Source organism: Gaetbulibacter sp. PBL-D1, from assembly GCF_050509525.1.
GTDB classification, from domain to species: domain Bacteria; phylum Bacteroidota; class Bacteroidia; order Flavobacteriales; family Flavobacteriaceae; genus Gaetbulibacter_B; species Gaetbulibacter_B jejuensis.
Genome location: NZ_JBNWKB010000005.1, coordinates 149,719 through 169,036, shown reverse-complemented (window position 1 = coordinate 169,036; position 19,318 = coordinate 149,719). Strand labels below are relative to the sequence as shown.

Sequence of the window (19,318 nt, the reverse complement as noted above, 5' to 3'; positions counted from 1 at the left end):
GACTTATGCTGACGACTGAAATGACTCATAACACCACTGAATTAGAACAGTATTTTCAACAATTCAGACAGCATATTATAGGAATTGACCAAGAGTTTCAATCACCTTTTGGAACTCAAAAAATCATATATACCGACTGGACTGCATCAGGACGTTTGTACAGACCTATTGAAAACAAAATAGCTAATGATTTTGGACCTTTTGTAGCCAATACACATACCGAAACCACTGTGTCAGGTACAGCAATGACTAAAGCGTACCATAAAGCACGTCAAATTATAAAGCAACATGTTAATACCAATGAAGACGATGTGTTGATTGTATGTGGTAGTGGAATGACTGATGCTGTAAATAAGTTTCAACGTATTTTAGGTTTGAAAGTGCCTGAAAACCTTAAGAGTTACACTGCTGTTCCTGACGAAATGAAACCAGTTGTTTTTATCACGCATATGGAACATCACTCTAATCAAACATCATGGTTAGAGACCATCGCAAAGGTTGAGGTAATTCCACCAGGAGAAGAAGGATTATTCAGTTTAGAAAATCTTGAAAAATTACTACATCAATACAAAGACAGAACCTTAAAAATAGCTTCGGTAGTTGGAGGTTCTAATGTTACAGGAATTGAAACACCATATCACGATATTGCAAAACTGATGCATCAACATGGAGGCGTTTGTTTTGTGGATTTTGCTTGTTCAGCACCTTATGTAGATATTGATATGCATCCTAAAGACGAAGCAAAAGCCTTAGATGCTATTTTCTTTTCACCTCATAAGTTTTTGGGTGGACCAGGAACTTCAGGTGTGTTGATTTTCAATAAGAAATTGTATAAAAATATGATTCCTGATTGTCCAGGAGGAGGTACTGTAAGTTGGACTAACCCTTGGGGAGAACATAAGTATTTTGATAATATTGAAGATAGAGAAGATGGTGGAACACCAGGTTTCCTTCAAACTATTAAAACTGCTTTAGCGATTAAATTGAAGGAGCAAATGGGAGTTGACAATATGCTAAAACGAGAGCATGAGCTATTGACTACGCTTTTTAGTGAATTGGGCAATGTTGAACACTTAAATATTTTAGCAGGTCAACATGAAGAAAGACTAGGCGTATTTTCGTTTTATATTGATGATTTACACTATAATTTAGGCGTAAAACTACTTAATGATCGTTTTGGAATTCAAACACGTGGAGGCTGCAGTTGTGCAGGAACCTATGGACATTATTTGTTGCATGTAGATTATGATACTTCTCACGAGTTAACTCAAGAAATTTCATTGGGTGAGCTAACGCGAAAACCAGGTTGGATACGACTTTCTATTCACCCAACAACAACAACTGAAGAAGTAAATTATGTTTGCGAAAGCTTAAAAGCATTGGTAGCAAACCATAAGGTTTGGGCAGAAGATTACAACTACAATAAGATGACCAATGAGTTTATTCATAAGAACGCGACAAACTCAAATAATACACCAATTGACAATTGGTTTAAGTTGTAATTATAAAAACTTTTCAGGCACTTTGTCTCTATGTTTCCAACGTTTGTGAGTCCATAGATAATACTCAGGAGCTTCATAGATTTGTTGCTCTACCAGCTTTAAAAAGATATCAGTGATTTCGTAGTCTTTATATTCTTTTGGATTTAGTGTAATAGTTTCAAAAGTGGTTTCATAATATCCGCGTTTTAGCTTTTTCACTTTAAAAAATACTACAGCCATATCTAGTTTTTTGGCTAGCATTTCAGCTCCAGTATATACAGGTACTTTTAAGCCCATAAATTCATTCCAGTGAAATGCTTTACTAGGCTTAGGTGATTGGTCTGATACAAATCCGTTTATCGTTAAAATCCCTTTTCGTTTTAAGTCAATAAGCGTTGGAACAGTTTCTTTAGTAGTGATAAGGTAGCTGTTGTATTTGGCACGAATACGTTTTACTAATCGGTCAAAATATTTATTAGCTAATCTCTTGTAGACAGCATTTCCTCTATATTTTACATAAGTTTGAAGAATAAATATCCACTCCCAACTCCCATAATGAGCACACATTAAAATGATACTTTTATTTTGCTCTTCAATAGCTTTTATAACATCAATATTAGTAAAGGTGAAACGTTTTTTCATTTCAGCTTCAGAAATGGTCATGGACTTAATAGACTCCACTATCATGTCGCATAAGTGGTGGTAAAAAACTTTGGTAATTCTATTAATTTCTTCTTTTGATTTATCAGGAAATACTAATCGAAGATTTTCTTTTACAGTCTTTTTTCGGTAACCAAAAATGCGAAAGACAAAAAGATATACAAAATCAGAAAATGCATACAGTAGTCTGAATGGTAAAATAGAAATAAGCCATAAAAAGGGATAAACCAGAATGTAAACTAGAAATTGCATTTTTTAGTATTAGATTTGCATCAGCAAATATATGTTATATTCTATTTAAACGTTTACAGTTTATGGGTAATTTAAGTTTAGTTACAATTGTTATTATTGCTGCCAATGTTATTATTTCTTTCAAAGGACTTAATGATTATGGCTTTTTTGAGCGCTATAAATTTAATGTAGGAAGTATAAAACGAGGAGAACAAATACGCATGTTTAGTTCTGGGTTTTTACATGTAGATACAATGCACTTGTTTTTTAATATGTTTACCTTATACTTTTTTGCTGATGTTGTTATTGCTTATTTAGGCAGTTTAAACTTTATTATAGTATATATTGCCAGTTTAATTTTAGGGAGCTTACTCTCGTTATATTTTCATAAAGATGAATATTATTACAGTGCAGTAGGAGCAAGTGGAGCTGTTACTGGTGTGTTGTATTCTGCGATATTATTGGAGCCTAATATGGGACTTTATATGTTTTTTGTTCCTATACCAATACCTGGATATATTTTTGGGATTGGGTATCTTTTATATTCTATATACGGAATGAAAAACAGAATAGGAAATATAGGACACGATGCGCATTTTGGTGGAGCAGTAGGAGGCTATATTGTAACTCTAATGCTGGCACCTTGGTTGTTTGAAACCAATTTGTTATTTGTAGGTTTATTAGCTGTGCCAATACTTATTTTATTTGTGATGCATAAAATAGGAAAGTTATAAAAACAAAAAAGCCTTCATAATTGAAGGCTTTTTTGTTTTAGTGCTTGTGTGTTGTTAATCTAATAATTCAGCAATTTTATTTTCTAAAGCTGGACCTCTGAGGTTTTTTGCTACAATTGTTCCTTCTTCATCTAAAATGTAAGTTGCAGGAATAGAATTAATCGCATATTGTTTAGCTACAGGATCGTTAAAATAAGCTAGGTTAGATACATGATGCCAAGTTAATTTGTCTTTTTCAATAGCACTTAACCATCTGTCTTTTTGACCTTGCTTATCTAAAGACACACCAATAATTTCAAGACCTTTGTCGTGGTATTTTTCGTAGACTTTTACTACGTTAGGGTTTTCTCTTCTGCAAGGTCCACACCATGAAGCCCAAAAGTCGATAATAGTTACTTTTCCTCTCATATCTTTTAAGGCAAGCATTTTTCCATCTGGGTCTGGTGCTGAAAACTCAGGAGCAGCTTTTCCTATTTCAAGGTTTGCTAAACGTTCTTTTTCTTGTTTTTTGGTTATTATTCTAGTGTTAACTCTCATTCCGTAGATTGATTGTTTAATGTCACTTTCAAGATTGTTAAATGCATTGCTGAGTTTGTCTAAATCGGTATTGTTACCTCCTAATAACGATTCAATCAATACTAAAGAGAAGAAGTTGTCATTGTTTTTGTTTATGAACTCAAAAGGATAGCTCATCATTTCGTTAGTAAGCTTGTCTAAATCTTCTTTGATTAGTTTAGTTTTTGCAGAATCTGTACCTCTTTCAGCTTGTCTATGATTCATGCTTAAAGTTCTGCGTTTTTGAGAAAGCTCTTTTACTTTAAGATTATATTCTTCAAAGGCTTTATTGGACTTTGTTCCTGATACTTTAGTAGTATGCATACTGTCCTTTTCAACCTGTATGTTTATAACTCCATTTTCAATCATAAAAGGTTTGCTTCCAGGAACGCTATTTACTTGTAAGAACCACATTTGAGGGTTTTCAATTTTGCCTTCAAACTTAAATTTCTCATCTACAATTATAGCTGTGTCCTTAAACATTTCTTTTCCTTTGTCATCTCTAGATTTTAAGTACACTCTAATACCATTTAAAACCCCTTTGGCAGTTCCGTTTACTACATATCCATCAGGCTTTTCGGTAGTTTCACAAGCAGTTAGTAATAAGCTTACTAATAGAAAACCAAGTATTTTTTTCATTTTATATTCTTTTTAAAGTTGCACAAATATACTAATGAATATAGGAGAATGTCAATGGTTTTTTCTTAATAAAATCCTAAAGAAACTAGGTTCAATTAGTGAGTACTAGTAATTTTACAATACTTTTGTTAAAAATTATATCAAAGATGTTTCATCAAGATACTATTGTAGCTTTGGCAACACCATCAGGGAGTGGTGCAATAGCTATTATACGACTTTCCGGAAAGGACGCTATAGCAATAGCAGATAGTTGTTTTCAATCAGTAAAAAACAATAAGTCACTTAAAGACCAAGCGACACATACCATACATTTAGGACATATTGTAGAGGATAAACGAGTGTATGATGAAGTATTAGTTTCGGTATTTAAAAATCCAAACTCTTACACTGGAGAGGACGTGGTTGAAGTGTCTTGTCATGGTTCAGCCTATATACAACAGGAGATTATTCAATTATTTCTTAGAAAAGGCTGTCGAATGGCTAATGCAGGTGAGTTTACGCTACGTGCCTTTTTAAATGGAAAACTTGATTTGAGTCAAGCAGAAGCTGTTGCAGACCTAATAGCTAGTGATAACGAAGCATCTCATCAAATAGCAATGCAGCAGATGCGAGGAGGTTTTTCGAGTGAGATTGCAAAGTTGAGAGAAGAGCTTTTAAATTTTGCATCTTTAATTGAGTTAGAGCTTGATTTTGCTGAAGAAGATGTTGAATTTGCAGATCGTACACAGTTTAAAAGTTTAGTTGACCGTATTGTATTTGTATTAAAACGTTTGATAGACTCGTTTGCTGTTGGAAATGTCATCAAAAACGGAATTCCTGTAGCTATTGTTGGTGAACCAAACGTTGGAAAATCTACTTTATTGAATGCGCTATTGAATGAAGAGCGTGCTATTGTGAGTGATATTGCAGGTACTACAAGAGATACTATAGAGGATGAGCTATCTATAGGAGGTATCGGGTTTCGATTTATAGATACTGCAGGTATAAGAGAAACAGAAGATGTTGTTGAAAGTATTGGAATTAAAAAGACTTTTGAAAAGATTGAACAATCTCAAGTCACAATCTATCTCTTTGACAGTACAAAAGGGATTACTGACTTAAAATCGATACAAATAGAACTTGAAAAAATAAAAAATAAGTACCCTCAAAAACCTTTGCTTATTATTGCCAACAAGATAGATTTACTTGATGATAGCCAACTTGCTACATTACAGCAACAGATTGAAGGCGTGCAGTTACTCTCAGCAAAAACAGGTTTTGGTGTAGAGCAATTAACCGATTCGTTATTGAATTTAATTAATACAGGTGCTCTTCGTAACAACGAAACTATTGTAACTAACACTCGTCATTATGATGCTCTTTTAAAGGCTTTTGAAGAGGTTCAGAAAGTGAAGTATGGACTAGACTCTGGGCTTTCAGGAGATTTATTGGCTATTGATATACGACAAACGCTTTACCACTTTGGTGAGATTACAGGAGAGATTACTAATGATGACCTACTTGGTAATATTTTTGCTAATTTCTGTATCGGGAAGTAATTAAGCTTCTTTTGGTTAGTTTTTGCTTGTTTTTCAGCGGTTTACATATTCTTTTTTGTTGCCTAATTGCCCTTTTTTAACTATATTTGTTTCATATATGTTGCCCAACATACGGATTTGTTGCCCAAATCTGTTGGCAAAAATAAAGGCGAAATGATGCACCATATTGCCCCACGTTGCACCATAACGCTACATAAAGCACCATTTATGAGCAGTAATTTATACATCCCGAAAACTTGTAAGCATTGCGGAAATGCTTTTACAGCACGTACAACAGTAACTCAATACTGTGGTAATTCTTGCGCTAAAAAAGCCTATAAGGTCAGAAAGCGTAAAGAAAAAATTCAATCAACTCTTAATGCTGATATGAAGCAAAAGAATGAAGTGGTTGAGGTTCAAAATACAAATGCTGTAAACAATAAAGATTTTTTAAGCGTTACAGAGGCTTCTCAATTAATTGGTGTTAGTAGATGGACCATTCAAAGAATGATTCAACAAGGACGTTTAAAAGCTGTTCCTTTCGGAAGAAAACGTATTGTAGCCAGATGGCAAATAGAAAACCTTTTTAATTAGCATCCTATGAAAGTAACATTAAGACAACGCAAGAAGAATGACAAAATAAGTTTGTATTTAGATTACTATCATAAAGGCAAACGTAAAACCGAATATTTGCGTTTATACCTTACACCTAACCCTAAAACTAAAACCGAAAGAGAGGTTAACAAGAAAACCAAACAATTGGCGGAAACTATTTGTGCTCAACGACAGATTGAAATTCAAAACGGTATTTATGGGTTCCAAGATATTGAAAAATTAAAAGGGAGTTTTATTACTTATGTAACAGCATTAGCAGAGAAAAAGAATACAAGCTCTGGTAATTATGGTAATTGGAACAGTATGCTAAAACATCTAAAAACGTTTTGTCCAACAGACGTAAGTTTTCAAGATATTGATAAGGATTTCGTAGAACGCTTTAAAGAGTATTTAGATAAGGATGCAATGGCAAGAGCAGGTAAAAAATTATCTCAAAACTCTAAATATTCCTATTACGGAAAATTCAACGCTGCATTAAAACAAGCTGTAAAGGATGGTATTTTAAGAATAAACCCAGCAAATGGTGTTGAGTATTTTAAACAAGGTGAACCTCAACGAGAGTTTTTAACTTTGGATGAATTACAAATAGCAGTTAACACAGAATGTGAGTTACCACTTTTAAAAAGTGCTTTTATATTTTCTGCGCTTACTGGTTTACGTTGGTCAGATATTGAAAAACTAATTTGGTCAGAAATTCAACATTCTAAAGAAATGGGATATTATATTCGTTTCAGACAAAAGAAAACAAAAGGGGTTGAAACTTTACCTATTTCAGACCAAGCAGCAGAATTATTAGGAGATAAAGGTAAACCCGAAGAAAAAGTTTTTCAAGGTTTACATTATAGTGCTTGGTCAAATTTAAAGTTACAACAATGGATGCTTAATGCAGGAATAACAAAAAATATCACGTTCCATTGTGCGCGACATTCATTTGCTACATTGCAGCTAACTTTAGGTACTGATATTTATACAGTATCAAAAATGTTAGGTCATAAGAACTTAAAAACAACTCAAATTTACGCTAAAGTAATTGACGACAAAAAGAAACAAGCAGCGTACAGAATAAACCTTAACCCAAATGGCTAAAGACCTATTTATCGACTTACTGTATGTGGAAAAGGTTACTGATGATAAAAGAACCGAAAACCAATTTAAAGAGCTTTTAAAAGGCTTTAAAAAGCAATACCTCAATACAACGCCTAAATATGAAATTGACTTCAAAAAGGCGTATTCTAACAGGCGTAAATACTATTTAAAGTTAATTGAAACCGAGTACATCAAAAATTTTAATCAAATCAATGATGCACTTGAAATCAATACTACACCAGGTCATTTATCTTTCTTGTATGATAAAGAATATAACCGTATCAAAAATTACCTAAACCAAATTAGTAACTATGTTTCTGATAACGATCTTGACGAAACCTTATACTTAAAGCCAATTCAAAACGATAAATCAGATGAAGCTTATATTATTTCATTTTTAAAAGCAAATGCGATGATGCTTTTTATGGAACTTCAAGAACGATTTTCAGAATTGGGTGATGCAGAAATTTATGCAATAGAAGAATTACACGAAGTCTTTTTTAAAGAAGAACCACCAAAGGAATTAATTGTAAAAGATTATACCGGAGCAGAAATAAAAACGGTTAGAAAACAAGTAAAACAAAGTTCAATTTTCAACGCTATACAAGGTGATTTTAGAGAGGAAAACAATGATGTCTTATCCTATAACGAACTTATTAATAAGATTAAACAAAGAGAATTTGCAAAATTAGAGGAGCTGTTAAATGAAAAAGGCATTATAGATGATGAATATAACTTCATAAAGGATAGAGGTAATAAAATATTACTTGCAGCTTTTATGGTTAAGTTAACAGAAACTAAATATTTTAATGAAAGAATATTTTTTGAAAGTAAACCATCTAAAAAAATAGAGCCTAAACACATTTATAAATTCTTTGCTTATCGCTATGGACCAAGTAGTAATGCTGGTAAAGAATACCGTAGATTTTTAGGTACTGAAAAAAGAGCCTATCAAAAATTAGTTGAAGCCAATTTTTGGCTTGACCAAATCAAATAAAACTTCACTTTTTAAAAGTGGTATTTTCTCTACTTAATACCAAATAGATAATACCAAAAATGGTGTAAAACATTGTTTTACAATGGTTTAATAATACCGTTTTTTCTCTTTTCTGTTATACCAAACACCTTTTTTAATATTTGCTATGTCCTTGACAATCAAGGATGACTTTTGCGCAGAAGTCCATTTTTAAATTAAAATTTATAAAAAGATGGACGTTAAAATAATTGAACGTTTAGAACGCATCGAAAAGTTGTTAGTAGAACAACAAACGTTGCAAAAGCAAGTATTGAATTTCAATGAAACTTGTCAGTATTTAGAACTATCACAATCGCACTTGTATAAACTTACAAGTACGGGAGCCATTCCACACTATAAACCGAATGGTAAAAAAATCTATTTCCAACGTCAGGAATTAGACCAATGGTTATTGCGTAACCGTATGGATTCCCAAGACGAAATCGAGCAACAGGCAGCTAATTACTTAATCAAAAAAGGAAGGATTTAGTTATGACTGAAATCATCGATTTACTCTTGGCACTCTCACAAGAGATTAAGGACTTAAAGGCACGTATCGAATTAATAAGAGCTACGAGAGCAGAACGCTTAAAAGATACGTGGATTGACAATCAGGACGTAATGCAAACGCTACATATTAGCCAACGGACATTGCAAACATTCCGTTCAAATGGTACGATTCCATATAGCAAGATACAAGGTAAATTTTATTACAAAGTATCTGATATAGAGGAACTATTACAAAGCAATTATTATAACCCAAATTTTAAATGCGATGGTAATAAGTAGAGAAAGCATCTTAAAGAAAACGCATTACGGTTTAAATATCTATGCGTATGTATTAAGGCAGTATTATCCTAAAACAACAGTCCTTTCCTTAAAAGGAAGGGACTGTGGGGTAACCCGCAATCCTTTTAACGGAGGTAAATCAACATTACAAATTAATGTTATAGATAATAAGGCAATGCATTACGATACTGAATTAACCGATTTTAAAGGTGATGTATTCGATTTTGCATCCTATCATTTTAAAATCATTAATGAAGAAGAATTGTTACTAAAAATCAATGAGGTACTGCATCTAAATTTTGAAGTTAAAAAAGAAGATGAATTATCCTGGTTAGATGAACCCGATGATACTTGGTATGCTTACAGCAGTTTTTATAAAGCACCAATTAGAAATGTTTTTCCAACTGAAAAAGTAAGATTACACCAAATATTTGAGCGTATTACAAGCGATAAGTATAAAAGTATCACAGAGCAATTTAGAGCGATTAAAAACCCTAAAGAAGCACGAAAATTTAAAGCAAATCATTTTGATTATGTAACATTTTCAGGCGTGTTTTCTAAACGAAATGATGCTAGCTTAATTGAGCATTCATCATTATTGACAATCGATTTTGACCATTTGCAGAATCTTGAAGAACTAAAACAACAATTATTAAACGATGAATATTTTGAAACCGAAATGTTGTTTACATCACCTTCAGGAGAAGGCTTAAAATGGATAATTAGAATCGATTTATCCAAAGTGTCACACAATGAATATTTTATTGCGGTGGCCAATTACATAAAGCAAACATATAACATTGAGGTAGACCAATCGGGTAAAGACATTTCCAGAGCGTGTTTTTTATCCCACGATCCATTGGCATACCTACATAAAAGACATCAAAAGCTATGACAAAAATATTCAACCCGAAAGATTGGTTAGCTGTTCCAGAGCAAAAAGAAGTACCTAAAAAACCAATCAACAACAAACCGACAACGGTTGTTGCAAATGATATTGAAACATATATCAACGCTTTAGAACAATCAGGTATCGATATTACTGATACTTATGAAAAGTGGCGTGATATTGGTTTTGCTATTTCAGAGGAATACGGTGAAGCTGGACGTGATTACTACCATAGAATTAGCAGAAATTATTCAGGTTACGACCATAAAGAATGCGACGAACAGTATAATAAATGCTTACAAGCAAAAGGACACGGTATAAGCATAGCAACCTTATACCACCATTTGCATCAAGTTGGTATTAAACCAAAACAGCAACAACAAGTTGTTGAAGTATCGCAACATCCAGAGGAAGAAAAACAACCATTGCCAACAATACCAACAACAGTTTACAACAACATCCCAACATTTTTGCAACAAGTAGTAAAACCATCAAGCAGTAATGAAGAACGTGATATTTTGTTGTTGGGTGCATTAACTGCATTTAGTGCCTGTTTTCCTAAATTGTTTGGTGTGTACGACCAACGGAAAGTGTTTAGCAACTTGTATTTATTTGTTACTGCACCTGCTTCAGCAGGAAAAGGGAGATTAAACCAAATTAAAAATTTGGTAAATCCTGTTCACAAAGAAAAGCGCGAACAATCCAAAACCCTAAAACAACAGCATCAAGTTGAAATGGCTACTTATAATATGAATAAGGGCAAAAGTGAAACTATGGAAAAACCGAGTAAACCACCTGAAAGAATGCTGTTTATTCCGGCTAACAATAGTGTAACAGGTGTTTATCAATTAATATCGGATAATGAAGGTAGAGGGTTAATTTTTGAAACCGAAGGAGATACTTTAGCACAAGCTTTTAAAAGTGATTACGGTAATTATTCCGATGGTTTTCGTAAAGCATTCCACCACGAAACCATTAGTTACTATCGTAGAACGGACAGAGAGTATGTAGATATTGAAAGACCTTGTTTGTCAACGGTGTTGTCTGGTACACCAAAGCAGATTCAGGCATTGGTTCCAAGTGCTGAAAATGGCTTGTTTAGTCGTTTTATGTTTTATTATATGAATATCAAACCTACTTGGAAGAACGTTTTTCAAACTGATACAACCAATGGTTTAGATGAATATTACGACCAATTAGGAAAAGAATTTTTTGGGTTATACAAAACCCTAAAAAACAATCCTGATATTGAAGTAAGGCTAACAACCGAGCAACAACAAAAGTTTAATGTGTTTTTTGAGAAGCTTCAAACCAAATACCTCAATCTTCAACCCGATGACTATATAGCAACTGTTAGACGTTTGGGGTTAATAGCATTTAGAATTATAATGTTGTTTTCTGTATTTCGCATTATGGAAGATGGTGATGTAAACCAAGTAAGATATTGTGAGGATATAGATTTTGAAAATACATTGGAAATGATAAGCGTATTAGTAAAGCACAGTAGTAAGGTGTTTAACGATTTACCTATCGAACAAAAAGAAGTAAAAAGAGCCAATCGTAAAGAACGTTTTTTAGAAGCACTACCTTATCAATTTTCAAGACAAGATTACCTAAATATAGCCGACAAAAACAAGATTCCTCATAAAACAGCAGAAGGCTATATTACTAAATTTGTTGATGCTGGTCTAATACATAGGGAAGCACATAACAATTATACAAATCCCACAAAAGCACAATAAGGATTTTGAGGATTTTAAGGAAACGAGGATTTATAAAAATACTTTATATCCTCAAATCCTTAACTTCCTCATTTCCTGTTTATAATTGTTAATATCTTTTTGTTAGTTCTTATTTTCTTTTTCTTACATTAGACAGATATTGACAAGTCAAAATCTCCCTAAAATGACATTTGGCGAATACATCAGAGAAATACGAGAGGAACAACAATTACTATTAAGAGAGGTTGCATCTCAAATGAATATTGATACGGCACTTTTAAGTAAAATTGAACGTGGTACTCGTATAGCTCGTAAAGAACAAGTTGAAGCATTAGCTAAAGCATTAAAGCAAAACAAAAGCGAATTACTTCAATATTGGTTAGCAGATAAAATTGTCTTTATGTTAAAAGAAGAAAAAAACATTACGGAAATCCTCAAAATTGTAGAACAAAAAATTAATAGATTGAGCAAGAAGTAGAATTAATAAGCCCAAGTCTTATGAGTCAGGAACTTTATTTTAATATCATAACATTTGATTTACCAGACAAACCAATAACTTTTTATTTAAGTAAAGAGAAAATTGGTAATGCACAAAAGTTGTATAAAACAAAGTTTCCAACCAATATAGAAGATTTGTTTCCTGGTATAAAAGAAGAAAATCCTGATTTTATCTACACATCATTTATTTATGAAAAGGAAGGCTATTTGCCTTTAAAACTCAATCTAAAACAACAACCAACCGACTTAATAAAGCATTACTATAATTGGCGAATCAAAAAATTCTTTAAAAGCATAAAAAAACTTGTTGGTCAAAACTTTGTGAATGATAATCAAATTTGGATAGGTAATAGATCATATCAAAATAAAAGTTTTGCACAGTATTATAAGTTTACTGTCAAAGTACAAATTAAAGAAGTTAGTGAATATGGTGAGTTAGTTATTTCTTATGATGGTATGGCTAAAGTGTTTAAAAAACCTATTTCTGAAATTATAAAACATACCTCAACAACAAATCTTAATAAAGTTGTATATAAAATGAGGTTATTAAAATATCATAAGGAAAAGGAATTTATTGATGATAACACAAAGGCTTTTGCCATTTTGAATAACGATTTACGTAATGCGTTTAAAATTAAACCAGAACCCAAAGATGATTCCAATAAATACATAAGTTATAAACACAAAATCGATAAGTTTATTCAACATTTCATTTTAAGTGAAGAATTTAAGAAAGTTATCCCTGTTAATAATGACGATTACTTACCTGTAGAAATAAATCGAATAGGTGAAGTTACTGATGAAAGCAATGATTTAGTGTTTCAAAATGGTGTCGGTAGAAACCCCAAAATAGATTTTAAAAATTTAAAGCCTTTAAACCCTTGTCAGTTAGATAATGTGCATTTCTTCTTTATACATCATACAAGTTATACTAAAGAAGTAGAAAAGCTTCAAGAGTTATTAGAAGATGGTACAAGTTGGTATAAAGGTTTAAATATTTATGCAGGTGTTTTAGCACATTTCGATAATAATGTCAATATAGTATTTGATGATTTAGAAAATCCATTACCTCAAATTTCAAAAGGCATAAAAGATTTTAAATCTGACCCTAATATTAATTATGTTGCTATTTATTTAAGTCCTTTTAACAAGCACGAACCTAATCTTGAAAAAAGGTTAGTGTATTATAAGGTTAAAGAACAGCTTTTATATAAAAGAATTATATCTCAAGTAATAGAGTTTGATAGATTTAGAAGAAATCAACATAAGTTCATATACGATTTAACAAACATTTCATTAGCCTTATTAGCAAAATTAGATGGTACACCTTGGCAACTAAATGTTAAACCTAAAAATGAATTAGTTATAGGTGTAGGTGCATTTAAAAATACCGAAGAAAATATACGATATGTAGCAAGTGCATTCAGTTTTAAAAATAATGGAAGGTTTAATGAATTTCATTATTTCAGTAAATCAGATACAAAGGGATTAGCTGGAGCAATTAGTGAAGCAATATGGCAATATGTTCCAACCAACAAAACACCTGAAAAAATAGTTATTCACTTTTATAAGGATATGAAGGATGAGGAAATACAACCTGTATTGGAAATGATGGATAAACTTAAATTGCCTTGTCCTCTATTTGTTCTAAATATCAATAAAACAAAATCAGAAGATATAATAGCTTTTGACCAAAATTGGAATGGTGAGTTAATTCCAATGAGTGGTACATATATAAATATTGGTCCCAAAGGAGTATATAAATATTTACTCTTTAATAATTTGAGGTATAACAATACTGTAAAATATCCAAGTAATTCAAGTTACTCATTTCCAATAAAACTTAAAATATCAAGTCCAACACCAGAGGCTTTAAATGATAGTAAAATGATTAGAAAGCTAATAGAGCAAGTGTATCAATTTAGTAGGCTATATTGGAAATCCTTACGTCAACAAAACGTACCAATAACAATTAAATATCCTGAAATGGTTGCAGAAATAGCACCTCGTTTTGAAAGCAAGGAAATACCACCTTTTGGTCAAGAAACCTTATGGTTTTTATAATCCGAAGCCTTTTTTCTTTGCACAACCATTGCATTAAAAAATTCTTATATTTGCCTTAATGAAATTTTCAGCATTCATATTGTCAATCTATATCTTCACACTAAATTTAGTGCCTTGTGAAGATACAGGTACTTTTGACAATGAAGTTAAAACAGAAATTTCTCAAGATTTAGGTGATAACCACCAACATCAAGATGCAGATTTATGTTCCCCATTTTGTATTTGCCAATGTTGCCATATAAACGCAACTTATTTCAAATTCGCAGAAATAAAATTTGAGTTTAAATACATTTCTTCTCAAGATTTTCTCTACTTAAACGGTATAAAAAAAGATTTTACCACTTCCATTTTACAGCCACCACAGGCATAATTCAGTTTTTTAAAGGATAGCTATATCCTTACGCAATGCTTTTTAACAAAAGCATTGCTTCGCTTTTATTTTGCGCGAAGCGCAAAATGATATGTTTAACTGAATTAAAATTTTACTATGATTAATAAAATCATTGATTTTTCAATCAATAACAAATTCATTATTGGTTTGCTTACGCTTACCATAATTGGAGCAGGTATTTGGAGTATGACCAAAGTGCCAATCGATGCTGTTCCAGACATTACCAATAACCAAGTACAGGTTATTACACAAGCACCTAATTTAGGTACAGAAGATATTGAACAATTTGTAACCTACCCTGTGGAAGTTGCAATGAGCAACCTGCCTGATGTAAAGGAAATTAGGTCAATCTCTCGTTTTGGCTTATCGGTTGTTACCATCGTATTCGACGATGATATGGGAACCTATCTACCTCGTCAATTAGTAGCCGAAAAACTAAACGAAGTCAAAGAACAAATTCCAGCTGGTTTTGGAGAACCTACTATGGGACCTATTTCCACAGGATTAGGGGAAATTTATCAATACACCTTAAAAGTAGCACCAGAGTATAAAGACAAATACGACATTGCAGATTTACGCTCAATGCAGGATTGGATTGTACAACGTCAAATGGCAATGGTAGAAGGTGTGGTTGAGGTTAACGCCATAGGCGGTAAAATTAAACAATACGAAGTCGCGGTTGACCCAAACGATTTAAACGCAATTGGATTGACCATTACAGATGTCTTTAATGCACTTGAAGCCAATAATCAAAATACAGGTGGTGCATATATTGAAAAGAACCATCAGGCTAATTTTATTCGTGGAGAAGGCTTGGTACGGAGTTTAGAAGACATTAAAAAAATTACGGTAAAAACCGTTAATAATATTCCTGTAACTATTAATGATATTGCAACTGTGCAATTCGGTTCTGCCATACGTTACGGTGCATTAACCCAAGATGGTGAAGGTGAAGTTGTAGGTGGATTGGTGATGATGCTAAAAGGTGCAAATTCCAATGATGTTATTGCCAATGTAAAAGAGCGAATGGCTCAAATTGAAAAGTCATTACCTGAAGGTGTAATTATTGAACCCTTATTAGACCGAAGTAAATTAATTGGAGAAACAACTTCTACTGTAACCACAAATCTTATTGAAGGTGCATTGATAGTTATTTTTGTGCTTATCTTCTTATTGGGTAATTGGCGAGGTGGTTTAATCGTTGCTTCAACAATACCATTATCCTTATTATTCGCTTTTATTTTAATGAACGTGTTCGATGTTTGGGTAAACTTAATGAGTTTGGGAGCAATAGATTTCGGTATTATAGTTGATGGCGCTGTAATTATTGTAGAAAGTACAGTATTTCTCATTGCATCACAAGTACTAAAAAAGAAACAGCTTACATCCAAAGAACGAGATAAAGTGGCGTCTAATGCTTCAAAAAAGATGATGAACGCTGCGTTTTTCGGTCAGTTGATTATCCTTATCGTTTTTCTACCCATTTTAGCCTTACAAGGTATTGAAGGAAAGATGTTTAAACCAATGGCATTGACCTTTATTTTTGCTATGATTGGTGCAATGGTACTGTGTTTAACCTATGTGCCAATGATGTCTGCTTTAGTGTTAAGAGCACCAAAAAATGATAAAAAATCTTATGGAGATAGATTTGTACATTGGGTTGAAGACAAATATCAACCTTTATTGGTTAGAGCCTTGCGAAAAGGTAAATGGGTAATTGGTATTGCAGTTGTGTTGTTTGGGATAACCGTTTTTATGTTTTCAAGAATGGGTGGTGAATTTATCCCGCAACTCGATGAAGGTGATATTGCATTTCACGCTATTTTAAAACCAGGTAGCTCACTTACAGAAACTATTGAAACTACGACCAAAATAGAACAAATAGTAAAAGCCAAATTTCCAGAAGTCGAAAAAATTGTGAGTCGTATTGGTGTTGCTGAAATACCAACCGACCCAATGCCAATGGATTTAGCTGATGTTTTTGTTATTCTGAAACCTAAAAGCGAATGGACAACAGCAGAGACAAAAGATGAATTGATTGAGAAAATGAAAGAAGCGGTTGAAATCGTTCCTGGTGTTAATTATGAATTTACTCAACCTATCGAAATGCGTTTTAATGAGTTGCTTGAAGGTGTGCGTGAAGATATTGCCATTAAACTCTATGGTGAAGACATTGACATACTATCCCAAAAAGCTGAAGAAATATCTAAAATTATTGCAGGTACTGAAGGTATTGGAGATATGAAAGCGGAAGCCACAACGGGTTTACCACAAATGACCATCAATTACAACCGGAATAAATTAGCACAATACGGACTTCAAATAAATACGCTCAATCAAACCGTACAATCTGCATTTGCAGGTGGTACAGCAGGTGTGATTTTTGAAGGTGAAAAACGCTTCGATTTAGTGGTGCGTTTAAGTTCTCAAAACCGAAAGGATATAACAGATGTTCAAAACCTGTACATCAATTTACCTTCAGGTGCACAAATTCCACTTCGTGAAGTAGCTGATATATCTTATAAAGCGGGACCTATGCAAATAAGTAGGGACAATACCAACAGAAGAACCTATGTAGGTATCAATGTGAGAGGACGTGATGTAAAATCGTTGGTAGAAGAAATTAAAACCAAATTAGATGCACAATTGGAACTACCATCGGGTTATTTTGTACGCTATGGCGGTGCTTTTGAAAATTTAGAACGTGCCAGTAACCGATTACAAACCGTTGTTCCTATCGCCTTATTACTCATATTTATACTAATATACTTTGCATTAAAATCACTACCTCAAACCTTAATGATTTATATAGCCATCCCAATGGCAACTATTGGTGGTGTAGTAGCCTTATGGTTGCGTGATATGCCATTTAGTATTTCGGCAGGTGTTGGTTTTATTGTGTTGTTTGGTGTTGCGGTATTAAATGGATTGGTAATGATAAGCGGACTCAACGAATTAAAAGAAGAAGGTGTAACCAATCTAAAGGATAGAATAGTTGAAGGTACTAAACGAAGAATCAGACCTATTATGCTAACTGCTTTTACAGATGTATTAGGCTTTCTACCAATGGCTATTTCATCATCAGCTGGTGCAGAAGTACAACGTCCTTTGGCAACGGTAGTTATTGGTGGATTATTAACTTCAACTTTGCTTACCTTATTTGTTTTACCAATTTTATATCATTGGGTAGAAAACAAATCTTTTACGTTTAAGCCAAATAAAAAGTTAGTAACAGCAACAGCAGTTGTATTATTACTATTTGGCTTTTCACCACAAAGTAATGCACAAGAGTTGAATGATACAATTCCCGAAATTTCATTACAGGAAGCTGTTAAACTCGCAAAAAGTAATTATCCATTATTGAAGCAAAAGCAGTTGGAAATTACAAAACAAGAACAATTAAAAGCGACTGCCTATGATTTCGGAACGACTCAAATTTTTACAGGTGGAGAAGAAGTTAATAGTGGCAATGGTATTTATACAACCATAGGTATTGGTCAATCTAATATTGATGTGTTTGGTATTGGTTCAAAAAGGAAGTTACAAGAACAACGCATTCAGTTAGCACAAAAAGCCTTTCAACTTTCCGAATTGGAATTGGAATTAGAAGTCAAAAAGGCGTGGTCAAAATGCTATCAAATGAAACGGAACTATAACTTGTATAAAGAACTGGATTCCATTTATTCCAAATTTGAACAAGCAGTAGCTTTAAATTATGAAGTCGAAGCCATTTCTAAATTAGAATATTCAGCAGCAAAAAATCAAGCGTTTCAAATTCAGAATAAAAAAGCGCAAGCCTATAGTAATTATCTTATTGCCTTACAACAATTCAATTTGTGGTTGGTATCAGAAGAAGTTTTTACAGTTTCAGATGAGTTTGACGTAGTGATGGAGAATGATATGGAAACGTTCAGTATTGAAAATCATCCATTGTACAGTATGTCGCAGAACATAGTAGATGAAGCAGAAGCCAAATATAAAGCTGCAAAGGCAGATAATTTACCGAAGTTCAATCTTCAAGGTGGCTTACAAAAAGTAAATGGCAATTCAGGATTTTACACCTATCAAGCAGGAATTTCAATTCCGTTTTTATCAGGTTCTAGCAAAGCACAAGTTAGAAGTGCCAAAATTGATAAAGAAATAGCAGAAACCAACGTAGCGTTCAAAAAACAGGAAGTACAATCAAGGTTTGTTCAGGCTAAAGAAAATTATTTCAAATGGAAAACGTCTTGGGAGTTTTACAAAGACCAAGTTTTACCATTAACAAAAGAGCAAAAAACAGGTGCATTACTGGCATATAGAGAAGGCGAAATTGATTATACTGCATTTACGCAGTTGATAAAAGAAGCAATTCAATCGGAACTTGAAGCACAGACTGCATTAGTAAACTATTTAGAAAGCACATTTCAATTACAATATTTTAATCAATAAGA

Annotated in this window: 16 protein-coding genes; 14 read left to right on the top strand and 2 right to left on the bottom strand. The window is 32.9% G+C overall.

Annotated features, from left to right (window positions below; translation table 11 throughout):
* Nucleotides 1-5 precede the first annotated feature (5 nt).
* Nucleotides 6-1,502: an aminotransferase class V-fold PLP-dependent enzyme gene (locus ACQ0RB_RS05965; protein ID WP_430497199.1), complete on the top strand. Its 1,497-nt coding sequence runs from the start codon at nucleotides 6-8 to the stop codon at nucleotides 1,500-1,502.
* On the opposite strand, the gene ACQ0RB_RS05960 is transcribed toward ACQ0RB_RS05965, so the two are convergent.
* A complete protein-coding gene (locus tag ACQ0RB_RS05960) occupies nucleotides 1,503-2,393 on the bottom strand; it encodes a lysophospholipid acyltransferase family protein (RefSeq protein WP_131507536.1) in 891 nt (296 codons plus the stop codon). It lies immediately after the preceding gene.
* Nucleotides 2,394-2,455: 62 nt separating this feature from the next.
* Here ACQ0RB_RS05960 and ACQ0RB_RS05955 point away from each other — a divergent pair, with 62 nt between their 5' ends.
* Nucleotides 2,456-3,106: a rhomboid family intramembrane serine protease gene (locus ACQ0RB_RS05955; protein ID WP_430497197.1), complete on the top strand. Its 651-nt coding sequence runs from the start codon at nucleotides 2,456-2,458 to the stop codon at nucleotides 3,104-3,106.
* A gap of 54 nt (nucleotides 3,107-3,160) precedes the next feature.
* Here ACQ0RB_RS05955 and ACQ0RB_RS05950 read toward each other — a convergent pair whose 3' ends face one another.
* Nucleotides 3,161-4,300 (bottom strand): redoxin domain-containing protein, encoded by a 1,140-nt coding sequence (locus ACQ0RB_RS05950; RefSeq protein WP_430497195.1) that lies wholly within the window; start codon nucleotides 4,298-4,300, stop codon nucleotides 3,161-3,163.
* A 146-nt stretch (nucleotides 4,301-4,446) separates the two neighbouring features.
* Here ACQ0RB_RS05950 and mnmE point away from each other — a divergent pair, with 146 nt between their 5' ends.
* The 12 genes from mnmE (at nucleotide 4,447) to ACQ0RB_RS05890 (ending at nucleotide 19,316) form a co-directional block, all read left to right on the top strand.
* The gene (gene mnmE, locus ACQ0RB_RS05945; RefSeq protein ID WP_131507532.1) at nucleotides 4,447-5,838 is read left to right on the top strand and encodes a tRNA uridine-5-carboxymethylaminomethyl(34) synthesis GTPase MnmE; all 1,392 of its coding nucleotides are present in this window, start codon (nucleotides 4,447-4,449) and stop codon (nucleotides 5,836-5,838) included.
* 153 nt (nucleotides 5,839-5,991) lie between these two features.
* Complete coding sequence (locus ACQ0RB_RS05940; protein ID WP_430497193.1) at nucleotides 5,992-6,411, top strand: helix-turn-helix domain-containing protein; 420 nt, start codon at nucleotides 5,992-5,994, stop codon at nucleotides 6,409-6,411.
* A 6-nt stretch (nucleotides 6,412-6,417) separates the two neighbouring features.
* Nucleotides 6,418-7,518 (top strand): phage integrase SAM-like domain-containing protein, encoded by a 1,101-nt coding sequence (locus ACQ0RB_RS05935; RefSeq protein ID WP_430497191.1) that lies wholly within the window; start codon nucleotides 6,418-6,420, stop codon nucleotides 7,516-7,518.
* A complete protein-coding gene (locus ACQ0RB_RS05930) occupies nucleotides 7,511-8,515 on the top strand; it encodes a DUF6617 family protein (protein ID WP_430497189.1) in 1,005 nt (334 codons plus the stop codon). The genes ACQ0RB_RS05935 and ACQ0RB_RS05930 overlap by 8 nt, the downstream gene beginning before the upstream one ends.
* Nucleotides 8,516-8,726: 211 nt before the next feature.
* A complete protein-coding gene (locus tag ACQ0RB_RS05925) occupies nucleotides 8,727-9,023 on the top strand; it encodes a helix-turn-helix domain-containing protein (protein WP_093026613.1) in 297 nt (98 codons plus the stop codon).
* A gap of 2 nt (nucleotides 9,024-9,025) precedes the next feature.
* Nucleotides 9,026-9,322: a helix-turn-helix domain-containing protein gene (locus tag ACQ0RB_RS05920; RefSeq protein ID WP_072349425.1), complete on the top strand. Its 297-nt coding sequence runs from the start codon at nucleotides 9,026-9,028 to the stop codon at nucleotides 9,320-9,322.
* Complete coding sequence (locus tag ACQ0RB_RS05915; protein WP_430497186.1) at nucleotides 9,309-10,217, top strand: BT4734/BF3469 family protein; 909 nt, start codon at nucleotides 9,309-9,311, stop codon at nucleotides 10,215-10,217. Before ACQ0RB_RS05920 ends, ACQ0RB_RS05915 begins: the two co-directional genes overlap by 14 nt.
* Nucleotides 10,214-11,953 (top strand): DUF3987 domain-containing protein, encoded by a 1,740-nt coding sequence (locus tag ACQ0RB_RS05910; protein WP_106676397.1) that lies wholly within the window; start codon nucleotides 10,214-10,216, stop codon nucleotides 11,951-11,953. Before ACQ0RB_RS05915 ends, ACQ0RB_RS05910 begins: the two co-directional genes overlap by 4 nt.
* A gap of 163 nt (nucleotides 11,954-12,116) precedes the next feature.
* The gene (locus tag ACQ0RB_RS05905; RefSeq protein WP_430497184.1) at nucleotides 12,117-12,410 is read left to right on the top strand and encodes a helix-turn-helix domain-containing protein; all 294 of its coding nucleotides are present in this window, start codon (nucleotides 12,117-12,119) and stop codon (nucleotides 12,408-12,410) included.
* Between the two features lie 20 nt (nucleotides 12,411-12,430).
* Nucleotides 12,431-14,494, top strand: coding sequence for a Piwi domain-containing protein (locus ACQ0RB_RS05900; RefSeq protein WP_430497182.1), 2,064 nt, complete (start codon nucleotides 12,431-12,433; stop codon nucleotides 14,492-14,494).
* Between the two features lie 58 nt (nucleotides 14,495-14,552).
* On the top strand, nucleotides 14,553-14,864 hold the full coding sequence (locus tag ACQ0RB_RS05895; protein WP_430497180.1) for a DUF6660 family protein: 312 nt from the start codon (nucleotides 14,553-14,555) through the stop codon (nucleotides 14,862-14,864).
* A 117-nt stretch (nucleotides 14,865-14,981) separates the two neighbouring features.
* The gene (locus ACQ0RB_RS05890; protein WP_430497178.1) at nucleotides 14,982-19,316 is read left to right on the top strand and encodes a CusA/CzcA family heavy metal efflux RND transporter; all 4,335 of its coding nucleotides are present in this window, start codon (nucleotides 14,982-14,984) and stop codon (nucleotides 19,314-19,316) included.
* Nucleotides 19,317-19,318 lie beyond the last annotated feature (2 nt).

Bases quoted from the DNA above. Each gene is read 5' to 3' on its own strand.
- ACQ0RB_RS05905 (WP_430497184.1), top strand. From the start codon at position 12,117: ATGACATTTGGCGAATACATCAGAGAAATACGAGAGGAACAACAATTA.
- mnmE (WP_131507532.1), top strand. From the start codon at position 4,447: ATGTTTCATCAAGATACTATTGTAGCTTTGGCAACACCATCAGGGAGT.
- ACQ0RB_RS05940 (WP_430497193.1), top strand. From the start codon at position 5,992: ATGATGCACCATATTGCCCCACGTTGCACCATAACGCTACATAAAGCA.
- ACQ0RB_RS05915 (WP_430497186.1), top strand. From the start codon at position 9,309: ATGGTAATAAGTAGAGAAAGCATCTTAAAGAAAACGCATTACGGTTTA.
- ACQ0RB_RS05910 (WP_106676397.1), top strand. From the start codon at position 10,214: ATGACAAAAATATTCAACCCGAAAGATTGGTTAGCTGTTCCAGAGCAA.
- ACQ0RB_RS05950 (WP_430497195.1), bottom strand. From the start codon at position 4,300: ATGAAAAAAATACTTGGTTTTCTATTAGTAAGCTTATTACTAACTGCT.
- ACQ0RB_RS05935 (WP_430497191.1), top strand. From the start codon at position 6,418: ATGAAAGTAACATTAAGACAACGCAAGAAGAATGACAAAATAAGTTTG.
- ACQ0RB_RS05955 (WP_430497197.1), top strand. From the start codon at position 2,456: ATGGGTAATTTAAGTTTAGTTACAATTGTTATTATTGCTGCCAATGTT.
- ACQ0RB_RS05925 (WP_093026613.1), top strand. From the start codon at position 8,727: ATGGACGTTAAAATAATTGAACGTTTAGAACGCATCGAAAAGTTGTTA.
- ACQ0RB_RS05890 (WP_430497178.1), top strand. From the start codon at position 14,982: ATGATTAATAAAATCATTGATTTTTCAATCAATAACAAATTCATTATT.
- ACQ0RB_RS05930 (WP_430497189.1), top strand. From the start codon at position 7,511: ATGGCTAAAGACCTATTTATCGACTTACTGTATGTGGAAAAGGTTACT.
- ACQ0RB_RS05960 (WP_131507536.1), bottom strand. From the start codon at position 2,393: ATGCAATTTCTAGTTTACATTCTGGTTTATCCCTTTTTATGGCTTATT.
- ACQ0RB_RS05895 (WP_430497180.1), top strand. From the start codon at position 14,553: ATGAAATTTTCAGCATTCATATTGTCAATCTATATCTTCACACTAAAT.
- ACQ0RB_RS05965 (WP_430497199.1), top strand. From the start codon at position 6: ATGCTGACGACTGAAATGACTCATAACACCACTGAATTAGAACAGTAT.
- ACQ0RB_RS05920 (WP_072349425.1), top strand. From the start codon at position 9,026: ATGACTGAAATCATCGATTTACTCTTGGCACTCTCACAAGAGATTAAG.
- ACQ0RB_RS05900 (WP_430497182.1), top strand. From the start codon at position 12,431: ATGAGTCAGGAACTTTATTTTAATATCATAACATTTGATTTACCAGAC.